Origin of the sequence: Paracoccus sp. TOH, from assembly GCF_030388245.1 — a bacterium.
Classification (GTDB): domain Bacteria; phylum Pseudomonadota; class Alphaproteobacteria; order Rhodobacterales; family Rhodobacteraceae; genus Paracoccus; species Paracoccus simplex.
This window is the reverse complement of the sequence record NZ_CP098361.1, coordinates 436,052-450,650: the sequence shown is the minus strand read 5'-3', so window position 1 is coordinate 450,650 and position 14,599 is coordinate 436,052. Positions and strand designations below refer to the sequence as shown.

14 protein-coding genes are annotated in these 14,599 nt (G+C 67.8%); 4 read left to right on the top strand and 10 right to left on the bottom strand.

Going from position 1 to position 14,599, the window contains the following annotated elements:
- Positions 1 to 26: 26 nt before the first annotated feature.
- The 4 genes from mmsB to NBE95_RS12790 all read right to left on the bottom strand — a co-directional run bounded on the left by mmsB (position 27) and on the right by NBE95_RS12790 (position 4,674).
- Entirely contained in the window at positions 27 to 902 is an 876-nt protein-coding gene (gene mmsB / locus NBE95_RS12805; RefSeq protein ID WP_289895811.1) for a 3-hydroxyisobutyrate dehydrogenase, read from the bottom strand.
- Complete coding sequence (locus NBE95_RS12800; RefSeq protein ID WP_289895810.1) at positions 899 to 1,906, bottom strand: enoyl-CoA hydratase/isomerase family protein; 1,008 nt, start codon at positions 1,904 to 1,906, stop codon at positions 899 to 901. Before NBE95_RS12800 ends, mmsB begins: the two co-directional genes overlap by 4 nt.
- The gene (locus NBE95_RS12795) at positions 1,907 to 3,052 is read right to left on the bottom strand and encodes an acyl-CoA dehydrogenase family protein (RefSeq protein ID WP_289895935.1); all 1,146 of its coding nucleotides are present in this window, start codon (positions 3,050 to 3,052) and stop codon (positions 1,907 to 1,909) included.
- Between the two features lie 122 nt (positions 3,053 to 3,174).
- Positions 3,175 to 4,674 carry a CoA-acylating methylmalonate-semialdehyde dehydrogenase gene (locus tag NBE95_RS12790; protein WP_289895809.1) on the bottom strand — a complete coding sequence of 500 codons (1,500 nt, stop codon included), beginning with the start codon at positions 4,672 to 4,674 and terminating at the stop codon, positions 3,175 to 3,177.
- Positions 4,675 to 4,782: 108 nt separating this feature from the next.
- Between NBE95_RS12790 and NBE95_RS12785 the strand changes: the two genes are divergently transcribed.
- The 4 genes from NBE95_RS12785 to NBE95_RS12770 all read left to right on the top strand — a co-directional run bounded on the left by NBE95_RS12785 (position 4,783) and on the right by NBE95_RS12770 (position 7,729).
- Entirely contained in the window at positions 4,783 to 5,676 is an 894-nt protein-coding gene (locus NBE95_RS12785) for a LysR family transcriptional regulator (RefSeq protein WP_289895808.1), read from the top strand.
- Positions 5,677 to 5,772: 96 nt separating this feature from the next.
- Positions 5,773 to 6,210 (top strand): CBS domain-containing protein, encoded by a 438-nt coding sequence (locus NBE95_RS12780; protein ID WP_289895807.1) that lies wholly within the window; start codon positions 5,773 to 5,775, stop codon positions 6,208 to 6,210.
- A 107-nt stretch (positions 6,211 to 6,317) separates the two neighbouring features.
- Positions 6,318 to 6,815 carry a pantetheine-phosphate adenylyltransferase gene (gene coaD / locus NBE95_RS12775; protein WP_019353366.1) on the top strand — a complete coding sequence of 166 codons (498 nt, stop codon included), beginning with the start codon at positions 6,318 to 6,320 and terminating at the stop codon, positions 6,813 to 6,815.
- Positions 6,816 to 6,868: 53 nt separating this feature from the next.
- Positions 6,869 to 7,729, top strand: a complete 861-nt coding sequence (locus NBE95_RS12770) for a DUF2189 domain-containing protein (protein WP_289895806.1) — start codon at positions 6,869 to 6,871, stop codon at positions 7,727 to 7,729.
- 47 nt (positions 7,730 to 7,776) lie between these two features.
- On the opposite strand, the gene NBE95_RS12765 is transcribed toward NBE95_RS12770, so the two are convergent.
- The 6 genes from NBE95_RS12765 to NBE95_RS12740 form a co-directional block, all read right to left on the bottom strand.
- Entirely contained in the window at positions 7,777 to 8,271 is a 495-nt protein-coding gene (locus tag NBE95_RS12765) for a polymer-forming cytoskeletal protein (protein WP_289895805.1), read from the bottom strand.
- The gene (locus tag NBE95_RS12760; protein ID WP_289895804.1) at positions 8,261 to 9,550 is read right to left on the bottom strand and encodes a M23 family metallopeptidase; all 1,290 of its coding nucleotides are present in this window, start codon (positions 9,548 to 9,550) and stop codon (positions 8,261 to 8,263) included. Before NBE95_RS12760 ends, NBE95_RS12765 begins: the two co-directional genes overlap by 11 nt.
- Positions 9,551 to 9,982: 432 nt before the next feature.
- A complete protein-coding gene (locus NBE95_RS12755) occupies positions 9,983 to 11,377 on the bottom strand; it encodes a helix-turn-helix transcriptional regulator (protein ID WP_289895803.1) in 1,395 nt (464 codons plus the stop codon).
- 61 nt (positions 11,378 to 11,438) lie between these two features.
- The gene (locus NBE95_RS12750; RefSeq protein ID WP_289895802.1) at positions 11,439 to 12,644 is read right to left on the bottom strand and encodes a multidrug effflux MFS transporter; all 1,206 of its coding nucleotides are present in this window, start codon (positions 12,642 to 12,644) and stop codon (positions 11,439 to 11,441) included.
- 63 nt (positions 12,645 to 12,707) lie between these two features.
- The gene (locus NBE95_RS12745; RefSeq protein ID WP_289895801.1) at positions 12,708 to 13,070 is read right to left on the bottom strand and encodes a DMT family protein; all 363 of its coding nucleotides are present in this window, start codon (positions 13,068 to 13,070) and stop codon (positions 12,708 to 12,710) included.
- Complete coding sequence (locus tag NBE95_RS12740; RefSeq protein ID WP_289895800.1) at positions 13,067 to 14,566, bottom strand: replicative DNA helicase; 1,500 nt, start codon at positions 14,564 to 14,566, stop codon at positions 13,067 to 13,069. The genes NBE95_RS12745 and NBE95_RS12740 overlap by 4 nt, the downstream gene beginning before the upstream one ends.
- Between the last annotated feature and the right edge of the window lie 33 nt (positions 14,567 to 14,599).

Sequence of the window (14,599 nt, the reverse complement as noted above, 5' to 3'; positions counted from 1 at the left end):
ATCGGCTCCCTCACAAGAACGAGAAATCAGCCCGGGCGATGCCGTTTCTCGAACCTTGGCAACATGGCGGAGAAATCGCGGCCCTTTCCGTCCTCGTCCTCGACGAAGCGGGCATAGAGCGCGGCGGCAAGCTCGCCCATCGGGGTGTCGGCATCGGCGGCCTCGGCGGCCTGCTGGCTGAGCCGCAGGTCTTTCAGCATCAGCTCGGCGGCAAAACCGGGCTTGTAGCCGTTGTCGGCCGGCGATTGCGGACCGACGCCCGGCGCCGGGCAATAGGCGTTCATCGACCAGCTGTAGCCCGAGGAAGTCGAGACCACGTCGAACATCTTTTGCCGGTCCAGCCCCAGCTTGTCGGCCAGCGCGAAGGCCTCGCAGGTGGCGATCATGGTCACGCCCAGGATCATGTTGTTGCAGATCTTCGCCGCCTGACCCGCGCCCGAGACGCCGCAATGCACCGCCTTCTGGCCCATGATGTCGAAAAGCGGCTTCACCGTGTCGAAGGCTTCGGCGCTGCCGCCGACCATGAAGGTCAGCGTGCCGGCGGTGGCGCCGCCGACCCCGCCCGAGACCGGCGCATCCAGCGCGCCCAGGCCCGCCGCCTGGGCCCGCGCCGCCGCCGCGCGGGCGCTTTCCACATCCACCGTCGAGCAGTCGCAGAATACCGCGCCCGGTTGCATGGCCGGGACGATCTCAGCCGCGACCGCGCGCAGGATGGCGCCGTTCGGCAGCATGGTGATGACGACCTCGGCGCCCGCGGCCGCCTCGGCGGCGCTGGCGGCCTTGCCGACGCCATCGGGCATCGGTGCGGTCAGGTCGAAGCCTGCGACCTCATGCCCGGCCTTGGCCAGATTGGCCGCCATCGGGCCGCCCATGTTGCCCAAGCCGATGAATCCGATCTTCATGTCCGGTCCTCCCATTCGATTTCGTCCTTGCCCAGCGGCGCCAGCATCGCCGCGACATGCGCGGGGCCGGCATCGGCTGCCCATTGCGGGTTGCGGTCCTTGTCGATGATCTGCGCCCGCACGCCTTCCAGGAAATCGCTCTCGGCCGTGGCGCGGGCGGTGAAGCGCAGCTCGCGCGCCAGACTGTCGCGCAGGCGGACGTCAGCGCGCGCCGCACGCACCAGCGCCAGCGTCGCCGCCATCGACAGGGGCGAGTTGCGGCGCAAGGGTTTCAGCGCCGCCTCGTCCCCCGCCGCCTCCAGCGCGGCCATGATCTCGGCGACGCTCGGACCGCCGAAGGCGGAAAGGTCGCGGCGCTCCAGCGGCGCCTCGGGGCGGGGGCGGCTTTCGATCGCCGCCACGTCGCCGGTCTCGGCCAGCCGCTCGATCAGCGCCGGCCATTCCGTCTCGGGGATGTAGGCGTCGGCAAAGCCGGCGAAGATCGCGTCGCCCGGCCCCATGCGCGCCCCGGTCAGGCCCAGATACTCGCCGACATGCCCCGGCGCATGGCCCAGCAGCCAGCTTCCGCCCACGTCCGGGATCAGGCCGATGCCGGTCTCGGGCATGGCGATCTGCGTGCTGTCGCCGACGATGCGGTGGCTGGCATGGCCACCGACGCCGACGCCGCCGCCCATGACGAAGCCCTGCATGAAGGCGACGATAGGCTTGGGATAGTCCTTGATCCGGGCGTTCATGCGGTATTCGTCGCGGAAGAAGTCGCGCCCGACCCGATGGTCGCCCTCCAGCCCGGCGCGATAGACCGCGGCGATGTCGCCGCCCGAGCAGAAGGCGCGCTCGCCCTCGGCGTCGATGACGACCAGCGCCACCTCGGGATCGTCCTGCCATTCGCGCAGCGCCGCGTCGATGGCCAGTGCCATGTCGTGGCTCAGCGCGTTCAGCGCCTGCGGCCGGTTGAAGGTCAGCCGCCCGGCGCGGCGGTCCTTGCGGATGATCATATCGGCCATTCAGTCACGCTCCGCCAGCAGGGCGCGGCCGACGATCAGCCGCATGATTTCATTGGTGCCTTCCAGGATCTGGTGCACGCGCAGGTCGCGCACGATCTTCTCGATCCCGTAATCGGCAAGATAGCCGTAACCGCCATGCAGTTGCAGGCACTGATTGGCGACCTCGAAGGCGCGGTCGGTGACGTGCAGCTTGGCCATGGCGCAGAACTTGGTGGCGTCGCGTTCGCCCCGGTCCAGCTTCCAGGCCGCCTGGCGCAGGAAGATGCGCGAGGATTGCAGCGCCGTCTCCATCTCGGCCAGGCGGAATTGCAGCGCCTGGAACTGGTCGAGGGTCTGGCCGAAGGCGCGCCGCTCGCCCATGTAGCGCAGGGTCGCGTCCAGCGCCGCCTGCGCGCCGCCAAGCGCCCCGGCCGAGATGTTCAGCCGCCCGCCGTCCAGCCCGGCCATGGCATAGGCGAAGCCGCGGCCCTCCTCGCCGATCAGGTTTTCCTCGGGGATGATGCAATCGTCGAACTGCACCTGCGCGGTCGGCTGCGCCTTCCAGCCCATCTTGTGTTCCAGCGCGCCGAAGCTGAGGCCGGGCGTGCCGGCCTCGACCACCATGGTCGAGATGCCACGCGGCCCGTCCTGGCCGGTGCGGACCATGACCAGATAGCAATCCGAATAGCTGCCGCCCGAAATGAAGGCCTTGGTGCCGTTCAGCTTCCAGCCGCCCTCGACCCGTTCGGCCCGGGTGCGCAGCGCCGCGGCATCCGAGCCCGAGCCCGGCTCGGTCAGGCAATAGGAAAACACCGTCTCCATGCTGCACAACCCGGGCAGCCAGCGCGCCTTGTTCTCGGCCGTGCCGAACTTGTCGATCATGCCGCCGCACATGTTGTGGATCGACAGGAACGAGCCGACCGAGGGGCAGGCCATGGCCAGCGCCTCGAAGACCAGCGTGGCGTCGAGCCGCGAAAGCCCGGTGCCGCCGTGCTCCTCGTCGACATAGACGCCGCCGAAACCAAGCTCGGCGGCCTTGTGCCACAGCGCGTGCGGGATGGTGCCCGCCTCTTCCCAGGCGCGGGCATGGGGTGCGATCTCCGCCGCCCCGAAATCCCGGGCCAGATCGAATATCGCCTGCTGCTCTTCGCTCAGCGCGAAATCCATGCTCACTCCCCCATGTCTTTCGTGATGATGTCTTGCCCGGTCATGGCCGGAAAATGTTGCGCGAGTTTTGCAGGCTCGCGCAGAAATGGGCAGGGGCGGCACCGCCCCCGCCCGAAAATGGCTTAGTCCATCGCCTTGAAGTTCAGCGCCACGCCGTCCTTGATGCCCGAGAACCAGCGGGCGGTGACGGTCTTGGTCTTGGTGTAGAAGCGGAAGGCGTCCGGGCCGTACTGGTTCAGGTCGCCGAAGGCCGACTTCTTCCAGCCGCCGAAGCTGTAATAGGACAGCGGCACCGGGATCGGGAAGTTGATGCCGACCATGCCCACGTTCACCCGGCTGGCGAAGTCGCGCGCCGTGTCGCCGTCGGCGGTATAGATCGCCGTGCCGTTGCCATAGTCGTTGTCCATGACCAGGTTCAGCGCATCTTCATAGCTCTGCGCCCGCACGGTGGACAGCACCGGGCCGAAGATCTCTTCCTTGTAGATCTCCATGTCGCGGGTCACGTTGTCGAACAGCGACGGGCCGCAGAAGAAGCCGTTCTCATAGCCCTGGATCTGCAGCCCGCGGCCGTCCACGACCAGCTTGGCGCCCTGTTCCACGCCGGACTCGATCAGCCGGCCGATGCGCTCCTGCGCGGCCTTGGTGATGACCGGGCCGAAATCCACGTCCTCGCCGGCGGTATAGGGGCCGACCTTCAGCTTTTCGATCTTGGGGATCAGCCGTTCGATCAGCGCGTCGGCGGTCTTGTCGCCGACCGGCACCGCGACCGAGATCGCCATGCAACGTTCGCCCGCCGCGCCGAAGCCGGCGCCGACCAGCGCGTCCGCCGCCTTGTCCAGATCGGCGTCGGGCATGATCAGCATGTGGTTCTTGGCGCCGCCGAAGCATTGCGCGCGCTTGCCGTTGGCGGCGGCGCGGCCATAGATGTATTGCGCGATCGGGGTCGAGCCCACGAAGCCCACCGCCTGCACGGTCGGATGGTCGAGAATCGCGTCCACGATCTCCTTGTCGCCGTTGACGACCTGCAGCACGCCGTCGGGCAGCCCGGCCTCTTGCGCGAGCTTCGCCAGCATGATCGAGGTCGAGGGCACGCGCTCGGACGGCTTCAGGATCATCGCGTTGCCCGAAGCCAGCGCCGGGCCCATCTTCCACAGCGGGATCATCGCCGGGAAGTTGAAGGGCGTGATGCCCGCGACCACGCCCAGCGGCTGGCGCATCGAGTAAAGGTCGATGCCCGGCCCGCCATTGTCGGTGAACTCGCCCTTGAGCATGGCGGGCGCGCCCATGCAGACCTCGATCACCTCAAGGCCGCGCTGCACGTCGCCGCGCGCGTCGGGCAGGGTCTTGCCGTGTTCGCGCGCGACCAGCTCGGCCAGCGCGTCCATGTTGTCCTGGATCAGCTGGCCGAATTTCATCATCACCCGGGCGCGGCGCTGCGGGTTGGTGGCGGCCCAGGCGACCTGCGCCGTCTCGGCGCTTTTCACCGCGGCGTCCAGCTCGGCCGGGGTGGCCAGCGGCACCTTGGCGATCACCTCGCCCGTGGCCGGGTTCATGACATCGCTGAAGCGGCCCGAGGTGCCCTTGACCTCTTTGCCGTCGATCCAGTGGCTCAGTTCTTCCATGGGTGCCTCCCGAGGGTTTCGCATCTTCGGGCGGATCATAGACTTGCAGCATTGCCGGAAAAAGAGGAAGTCTGGCAAAAGCGTTTTGCATTTCTGCAAAGGTTGGGAATGGACTGGGACGATCTGCGCATCTTTCTGGCCGTGGCGCGCGCCGACAGCCTGTCGGGGGCGGGGCGGCGGCTGGGCATCGACGCCTCGACCGTGGGCCGGCGGGTGGCGCGGCTGGAAAGCGCGCTGGGGGCCAAGCTGTTCCTGAAGACGCCGCAGGGCTATGCGCTGGCCCCCGAGGGCGAGCGCCTGCTGCCCCATGCCGAGACCGTCGAGGCGGCGCTGAGCGGCGCCGAGGAGGCGTTGAGCGGGCCCGGCGACCTGACCGGGCAGCTGCGCATCGGCGCCCCGGACGGTTGCGCGAACTACCTGCTGCCGCAGCTATGCGCGCGTCTCTCGGAAGCGCATCCGCGGCTGGAGATCCAGATCATCGCCCTGCCGCGGGTTTTCAACCTGTCCAAGCGCGAAGCCGACATGGCCATCGCCGTCTCGCAGCCGCAGGCCGGCCGGCTGGTGGTGCAGCGGCTGACCGACTACCAGTTGCACCTGGCCGCGCATGAGGATTATCTGCGCGCCCATCCGCCGCTCCGCCGGCGCGAGGATCTGCGCGGCCATCGCATGATCGGCTATGTCGCCGACATGATCTTCGACCGCGAGTTGGACTACCTGACCGAGACCGGGGCGGAATGGGCGCAGCTGACCTCGAACTCGGTCTCGGTGCAGATGCAGGCGATCCGGGCCGGGGCGGGGCTGGGCATCGTGCATGACTTCGCGATTCCCTTCTGTCCGGGGGTGCGGCGGGTGTTGACCGACCAGATCTCGCTGACCCGCAGTTTCTGGCTGATCCGCCATGCCGACGACCGCCGCTCGCAGCGGATGAACCGGCTGGCGGATGCGCTGGCGCAGGGCATCCGGGCCGAAGTGGCGCGGCTGCAGGCGCTGGTCATACCTTGATCGCTGCACTGCAACAGCGGACTTGACGCAAGCGCGGGTTGAGGTGACGCTGTGCGTCAGAGGCAGCCTTCGCCCGCCCGACCCGAGGAGGAACAAATGCTCGTCAACCAGATCCTGTCGATGAAAGCCAGCGGCGAAATCTTCACCGTCGCCCCGGATGCCAGCGTGGCCGATGCCGCCAAGCTGCTTTCGGACAAGCGCATCGGTGCGATCGTGGTGTCCGAGAATGGCAGGATCCCGCTGGGCATCCTGTCCGAGCGCGACATCGTGCGCGAACTGGGCAAGCGCGGCGCCTCGGTCCTGGACCTGCCGATCTCGGAGTTGATGACCCGCAAGCTGATGACCTGCACCACGGGCGAGGACGCGCTGGCGATCCTGGACCGCATGACGCAGGGCCGGTTCCGCCATATGCCGGTGGTGAACGAGCAGGGCGAGATGGTGGGCCTGGTCTCGATCGGCGACACGGTTTCGGCCCGGCTCAAGGAACTCGCCGCCGAGAAAGAGGCGCTGACCGGCATGATCATGGGGAACTGAGACCCGGCGCCCGCCCGCCGCGCGGATCGGCAGGCAGGCGCATGGCCTTGCATTTCCTTGCCGAACTTTGTTTGACTGCAGGAATTCGGCGAGGAGACCCACCCATCATGCGCATCGGGCTTTACCCAGGCACCTTCGATCCCATCACGCTGGGCCATCTCGACATTATCCAGCGGGCGCTGGAACTGGTGGACCGGCTGGTGATCGGCGTCGCCATCAACCGCGACAAGGGTCCGCTTTTCGCGCTCGAGGACCGCGTCGCCATGGTGCGCGAGGAATGCGACCGCATCGTCGCGGCCCGCACCAGCGGCGAGATTGTCGTCCACCCGTTCGAGAACCTGCTGATCGACTGCGCCCGCGACGTCGGGGCCACGGTGATCGTGCGCGGCCTGCGGGCGGTGGCGGATTTCGAATACGAATTCCAGATGGTCGGCATGAACCGGGCGCTGGATTCCAGCATCGAGACGGTGTTCCTGATGGCCGATGCGCGGCGCCAGGCCATCGCCTCGAAACTGGTCAAGGAGATCGCGCGGCTGGGCGGCGACGTGTCGAAATTCGTCTCGCCCGCGGTCAAGGACGCGCTGATCGACCGTTTCGCGCGCTGAGGCTTTTTCTTTACCATCGGCCTGCTAACCTCGCCCCGTTGACGGAGGAGCAGATGGCAGTGACCGATTCGGACCCGAAGCCCATTCCCACGCCGATCCCCGAGCCCGAGCGACGGCCGCTGCCCGATCCCATGCCAGACCCCGGGCCGGACGAGATTCCCTTGCCCGAGCTGATCGGCTTCGACGCCATCCCGGCGGTTCTGGCGGCGGGATGGCGGGATTTCCGCCGGGCGCCGGCCTTTGGCCTGCTGTTCGCGGCCTTCTATGTCGCGGGTGGGCTGGTGCTGACCGCGGTGGCCACGGCGGCGGGGCAGGAATGGTGGCTGATGCCCTTCATCGTCGGCTTCCCGCTGATCGCACCCTTCGCCGCCGTCGGGCTTTACGAGGTCAGCCGGCGCATCGAATCCGACCGGCCGCTGATCTGGCGCGAGGTGCTGGCGGTGGTGGTGGCGCAGAAGGACCGGCAGGTGCCCTCGATGGCCATGGTCATCCTGTTGATGTTCATGTTCTGGGTTTTCGTCGCCCATACCACCTTCGCGCTGTTCATGGGCGTCTCGGCGCTGACCAACATCACCTCCTCGGCCGAGATGCTGCTGCAGGGCCGCGGTCTGGTCATGCTGCTGACCGGCACGGTGGTCGGCGCGGGTTTCGCGGCCGTGCTGTTCTCGATCACCGTGGTCGGGTTGCCGCTGATCCTGGACCGCGAGGTCGACCTGGTGTCGGCCATCATCGCCAGCTTTCAGGCGGTGGGGGCCAACCTGACGGTGATGCTGGCCTGGGCGCTGGTCATCGCCGGGATGCTGTTCGCCGGCATCCTGCCGCTGTTCCTGGGGCTGTTCATCGTGCTGCCGGTGCTGGGCCATGCCAGCTGGCACATGTATCGCCGGATGATGCCGGATCCGGAACCGGCATGAAACAAGGGCGGCCCGGCGGCCGCCCGTTCTGCCGGCTTATCCTTGGCTCACTCGGCGTCGCGTGCGACGGGCGGGGCCAGTTTCGGCGTCACGCCATTGGCCAGCGGATCCTCCTGGCGCTGCACCGAACCCTCGAAATGCGCGCCGGATTCAATGGCGATGGTCTTGTGGATGATGTCGCCCTCGACGCGGGCAGTTGCGGTCAGGCGCACCTTCAGGCCGCGCACGCGGCCGACGACGCGGCCGTTCACCACGACCTCTTCGGCGACGATCTCGCCGCGGATGGTGGCGCTTTCGCCGACGATGAGCTGATGGGCGCGGATGTCGCCCTCGACGGTGCCTTCGACCTGGACGTCGCCCTGGGTCTGGATGTTGCCGGTGACGGTCAGGTCCGAGGACAGCACCGAAGGCGTGGTGCGCGTGCGCGCCGCGGGAGTCGAGGCGGGAAGGTCGTAACTCGTGTCAAGGCTGCGCGCGGGCTCGGGCTCGGGGGTCGGCTGGGTGCGGGGGCCGGGTTCGGTCACACGGGTTTTAGAAAACATTCTGGGCTGCCTTGATGAAGCTCATGGGATTCACGGCACGGCCGTTCACGCGAACCTCGTAGTGAAGATGCGAGCCGGTCGATCTGCCGGTATTGCCCATATCACCGATCCGGCTGCCGCGCGATATCTTTTGGCCGGCCTTCACGCGAATCTTGGACAGGTGGCCATAGCGGGTCTCGGTGCCCAGCTCATGCTGGATCTTGATCAGGTTGCCATAGCCGCGCTGCCAGCCGGCGAAGATCACCTTGCCCTCGGCCGTGGCGTAGACCGGCGTGCCGACCGGCGCCGCCATGTCAATGCCCTCGTGCGCGCGTCCCCAGCGCCGGCCAAAGGGCGAGGTATAGCGGAAGGCCGACTGCACCGGCATGGCCAGCGGCATCTTCTCGACAGCGATGCGATAGCTGTTCATCTGGTCCAGGGTGATCAGGATCTCGTTGGCCTTCGCCTCGCCCTGGCTGATCTCGGCATTGCCGCTGGAGGAATAGCCGACCGGGTTCAGCGGCCCGCCCTGGCCGGAATAGCCGCGGCGCACGGTCTGCAGGATGTCGTCGGGATTCATGCCGACGCTGCGGAACATGTCGTCCAGCGGTTTGACCGAAACCGTGACCGCGTCCTCGAGCTGGGTCAGGATTTCGTCGTTGCGGGCGACGATCTGGTCGCGTTCCAGGGTGACGGCCTCGGCCAGGCGGCGGGCATCCTCGGCCTGCTGCACGGCATCGGCGCGGTCGGTGGCTGCCTGCTTCAGCTCGCCCGACAGGATGTCCAGTGCCGCCTGCAGCTCGGTGGTGCGCGCCGCCGGCAGGCCGCCGGGGTGATCCGCATCGTCCCGGGCCTGGTGCTGGGCGGTGACCGCTTCTTGCAGGCTGGCCTGCACGGCGCCCAGCCCGGTTTCCAGCTCGCGCCGCAAGGCCTCGGATTCCAGCAATTGGGACTGCATGCGCGAAACCTGGTCCAGCGCCACCGCGAAGCGGTTCTGCGCCGCCACCGCTTCGGCGGCGCGGCTGTCGCGCTCGGCCGAAAGATCCGTCAGGCGGGCCTCGAAAGCGTCCTGCGAGCGGCGGGCCTGATCGCGCGACGACCCGGCGCTGATCGCGTCGATCGCCAGGATCGAGCTGGCGATGATGCTCCAGCCAAAGACCAGCGCGATGCCGCCCAGGGCGATCAGCTGGGTGACCGGACGCAACCGCAGGAAGCGGGTGGTCTTGTCCGACTTCAGGAAGAGGCGCTGCTCTGGCAGCCAGCGCTCGAGCACCGAATTCAGGCTATGGGTGATGCGCAATGTCCCGGGTCCATCTTGTTTTTGTCGGACCAGCCGAGCAGGGCGGTCGTGACGCTGCGCATGGATAAATCCGACCTGTGCTCAAAGCGCAACATTGCTGAAATATATGCGGGGTGGGTGGGCGGATTGATGCCGACGCCTGCGATCCGGTCGGGTGGATCTTTGCCGGTGCTGTCAGAGCCGGGTTTCGTCAACCTGCGATTGTTATTCTAGGTAACAGGGCCAAGCCATGGGGTTCGCGGCAGAAACCGGCCGCCAAGCCGCATCGGCCCTGGCGCGGGCCGCACAGCTTGCGCCGTTTCTTGCCGGGCGCGGAAAACTGCCTTTCAAACGGGCAGAGCCGGATCCGGCCCCGATTTCCCACCCGGCAGGGTGTGGCGAATCCGTCGCGCCCCCGGAACCTAACCGCAGCGGCGGCGTTTGCGACCGCTTTCAGGCGATCTCATAAGGCAGCGGCCCCGGCCGGTCGGCAGGAATACGGATGTGCCGGTCCACCGGCGGCACCGAGCGCTGATGGCAGTTCGGCCGCGGACAGATCCGGCACGAGACGCCGATCGGCTCGAACAGCTGCGGATTGCCCAGGTCCAGCCCGTCGGCATAGACCAGATCGCGGGCATGGCTGACCTCGCAGCCCAGCCCGATGGCGAAGCGCCGCACCGGCGCGCCGAAGGCGCCCGCAGGTTTGGACACGTCCCGCGCCAGCAGCAGGTAGCGTTTGCCGTCCGGCGTCTCGGCCAACTGGCGCAGGAAGCGGCCCGGCGTCTCGAAGGCCTGGTGCACGTTCCAAAGCGGGCAGGCGCCGCCGAAGCGGGCGAATTGCATGCGCGTGGCCGAATGGCGCTTGGTAATTGTGCCGGCCTGGTCGACACGGACGAAAAAGAACGGCACCCCACGGTCGCCGCCGCGCTGCATGGTGGACAACCGATGCGCCACCTGCTCCAGCGAGGCGCCGAACAGATGCGCCAGCCGCTCCAGGTCGTGCCGCTCGACCCGCGCGGCTTCGAGGAAGCGGGCATAGGGCATCATCGCCGCGCCGGCGAAATAGTTCGCCAGCCCCAGCCGGGCGATGTCGCGGGCCGAGGCGCTGCGGAACCGTGCCAGCTCCAGCGTCGCCTCCAGCAGGTCGCCGCGGCTTTCCAGCGCCAGCAGGTGCAGCAGCTGGAACGCCTGGGTCGCAGTCTCGGCCGCCCCGTTCAGGGTGATGCGCTTGTCCTCGCGCAGGTAGACCGCGCCGCTGCCCAACTCGGCCTGCGTCACCTCGATGCCGCGCTCGGCCAGGCCGGCGATGGCGCGCTCCAGCGGTCGCAGGTTGGGGCGCGAACGGGCGAAATGTTCGGCCGCGCGGTCCACCGCGTCGATGTAGTTGTCGCAGTAATGGAAGAAGTCGCGCACCTCCTCCCAGGGCGAGGGGGTGGCATTCTGGGCACCGGCGCCAAGCGCCTCGTCCAGCGCGGCCAGCCGCTCCTGCCCCTCGCGATGGGCGCGGTAGAGATCGAGGAAGGCGCGGGCCAGCGCCGGCGCGTTGGTCGCCGCCAGCCGCAGGTCGGCGCGCGGCGGCGGGCTGTCGAACAGCGGATCGGCCAGCGCCTCGGCCATGTCCATGACCATGCGCTCGGCATCGCCCACCGCCATGGCGCCCAGATCGACCGAGAATTCCGAGGCGAGCTTCAGCAGCACCCCGGCCGAGACCGGGCGGTGGTTGTTCTCCATCTGCGACAGATAGGGCAGCGAGACGCCCAGCCGGTCGGCAAAGGTGCGCTGCGTCAGCCCGGCGCGCGAGCGTGTCTCGCGCAAGGCGACGCCGGCATAGATCTTTTGGGTGGCCATTGGACCTCCTGCTTTTGCAAAGACAGGGATATGCTTTGCAAAGGCCCTCGGGCAAGGGGCTTCAACCGCGGCGGATCAGCTGCCGCTCGCGGATCATCACCCAGAGGATGAACAGGATCGAGGCGACGGCCGAGGCGGCCATGATGACCAACAGCGGCACTGCGCCGCTGTCGTCATGCAGCAGTGCCCCGGCCAGAGCCGCCAGCCCCGCGCCGCCCGCTACCGCCATGGCGCCGCCCAGGCCGCTGGCGGTGCCGGCCAGTTCCGGCCGCACGCTCATCATGCCGGCATTGGCATTGGGCAGCAGCATGCCGTTGCCCAGGCCCATGAAGCCGACCGCGCCGAAGAACACCAGGGGCGTCAGCCCGCCGGCCAGATCGACCAGCAATGCCGCCAGCAGGAAGGCCGAACAGATCACCGCCCCCGCCAGGATCATCCGATTCATGCCGATCCGGGTCGAAAACCGGGCCGAGATGAAATTTCCCAGCGCATAGCCGATCGAGGGACCGGCGAACCAGTAGCCGACCTCGGCCGGCGTCAGGTGCAGCACCACCTGCCCGACGAAGGGCGCGCCGCCCAGATAGGCATAGAACGACCCCGCGCTCAGCGTCGCGGCCAGCGCATAGCCCCAGAAGCGTTGCGAGCGCGCCAGAACCGGATAGGTCGCGACCTGCTGGCGCAGCGGCACGCCGCCGCCGCGCGCCGTCTCGTCAAGATCCCAGGCGCACAGCGCCATTACGCCCAGCCCGGCCAGGCCCATGGCAACGAAGCTGGCCTGCCAGCCCAGCGTCTCGTCCAGCACGCCGCCCAGCGTCGGCGCGATCATCGGCACCAGCGACATGCCCATGGTGACATAGCCGATCATGCTGGCTGCCTGATCGGCCGGGACGATGTCGCGCACCACGGCGCGGCTGATGACGAAGCCGGTCGTCACCACCGCCTGCAGCAGCCGGAACGCCATGAACCAGCCGGCATTGGGCGCCAGCAAGGTGCCCAGCGTCGCCAGCAGGAAGATCGCGAAGGAGCCAAGCACCACCGGCCGGCGCCCGAAACGGTCGCTGATCGGGCCGCAAAGCAGTTGCAGCACCGCGCTGACCGCCAGGAAGGCCGAGACCGACAGCTGCATGAAGCCGTATTCGACGCCGAAATCCCGCGCCATCGCGGGCAGCGAGGGCAGGAAGATGTTCATGGACAGCGCGCCCGTGGCCGAGATCGAAACCAGGGTGATCAGGCTGGGCCGGCGCGGGGCGGAGGAGAGGGCGGTCATGCCGCCTAGATTGCCCGAGCGGCAGGCGAAGGCAACCGCCTGTTTGCGCGATGAAGTCTCGCCTCAATGCGCCGCCGCGCCGAACCGGTGAAAGATCAGGAAGGCGCCGAAGCAGATGAAGGCGAAGCCGAGGCCGATATTCCATGTCAGCCGCTCGCCCAGCCAGAGCCAGGAGAACAGCACGAAGATCGACAGGCTGATCACCTCCTGAATGGTCTTGAGCTGGGCGGCGCTGAAATGGCCATAGCCGAAACGGTTCGCCGGCACCTGCAGCAGGTATTCGAAGAAGGCGATGCCCCAGCTGACCAGGATCACGACGAGAAGCGGCGCGGCCTTGAACTTCAGGTGCCCATACCAGGCGACGGTCATGAACAGGTTCGACAGGATCAGCAGGCCGACGGTGACAACCGGCACCGGCAGGTTCATTCGGAGCGGTCCCAGTTGCGATGCTTCTCGAGATTGCCGAAACGGGTGAAGCGGCCCTCGAAGGACAGCTCGACCGTGCCGATGGGGCCGTGGCGCTGCTTGCCGATGATGATCTCGGCCTTGCCGTGGCAGGACTCCATGATCTGCTGCCAGGCCGCCATCTTGTCCAGGTCGTGGTCGGCGGGCTTTTCGCGCTCGCGGTAATATTCCTCGCGGAAGACGAACATCACGATATCGGCGTCCTGTTCGATCGAGCCGGATTCGCGCAGATCGGACAGCTGCGGGCGCTTGTCCTCGCGGCTCTCGACCTGGCGCGACAGCTGCGACAGGGCGATGACGGGAATGTCCAGTTCCTTGGCGACGGCCTTGAGGCCCTGGGTGATCTCGCTGACCTCGTTCACCCGGCTGTCCTTGGCCGAGGCGGCGCGCAGCAGCTGCAGGTAGTCGACGATCAGCAGGTCAAGGCCCATGGTGCGCTTGAGCTTGCGCGCCCGCGCCGCCAGCTGGTTGATCGGCAAGGCCGGGGTGTCGTCGATATAGAGCGGACAGTTCTGCAGGTCATGCGCGGCCTTCACGAAGCGGCGGAACTCGTCCTCGGTCATGTCGCCGCGGCGGATCGATTCGCTGGGCACCTCGGCCGCCTCGGAGAGGATGCGCGCGGCCAGCTGTTCGGCCGACATCTCCAGGCTGAAGAAGCCGACGACGCCGCCCGCCACCGTGCCATGCGTGCCGTCGGGCAATTCGCCCAGCCGATGCACCTTGGCGACGTTGAAGGCGATGTTGGTCGCCAGCGAGGTCTTGCCCATCGACGGCCGCCCCGCCAGGATGATCAGGTCCGAGCGGTTCAGCCCGCCCATCTTGCCGTCGAGATCGACCAGCCCGGTCGAGACGCCGGAAAGGCCGCCGCCGCGGCTGAAGGCGGCATTGGCGGCGTTCAGCGCCCCGGTGACGGCGGCCAGGAAGCTCTGGAAGCCGCGCTCGGCCACGCCCTGTTCGCCGAGCTTGTAGAGCACCTGCTCGGCCTCCTTGATCTGCTCCTCGGCGGAATCGCTGACCGAGACGGTCGAGGCGCGCGAGGCGATGTCCTGCCCTAGCCCGATCAGTTCGCGCCGCAGGGCGAATTCGCGGATCATCTGCGCGTAATCGCGCGCGGCGTGGGACGAAATCGCCGCGCCGGCCAGCCGGGCCAGATAGGCCGGGCCGCCCAGTTCCTTCAGGCCGGCGTCATGCTCCATGAAGGCCTTGACCGTCACCGGGCTGGCCAGCGCGTTCCGGCCAATGCGTTCGGCGCAGATCTCGTAGATGCGGCGATGGACCGGGTCGTAGAAATGCCCGGCCTTGATGATGCGCGAAACGTGGTCATAGACCTCGTTATTGGTCAGGAGCGCGCCCAGCAGCTGCTGTTCGGCCTCGATCGAGAACGGCACCGCCTGTCCGGCGACGGCCTCGGCGATCTCGCCGGGTTTCCTGACTTCGACGGCGCGCAACTCGCTCATCCCCTTGTCTCCGACCTTCGACTCGGCTGGGGG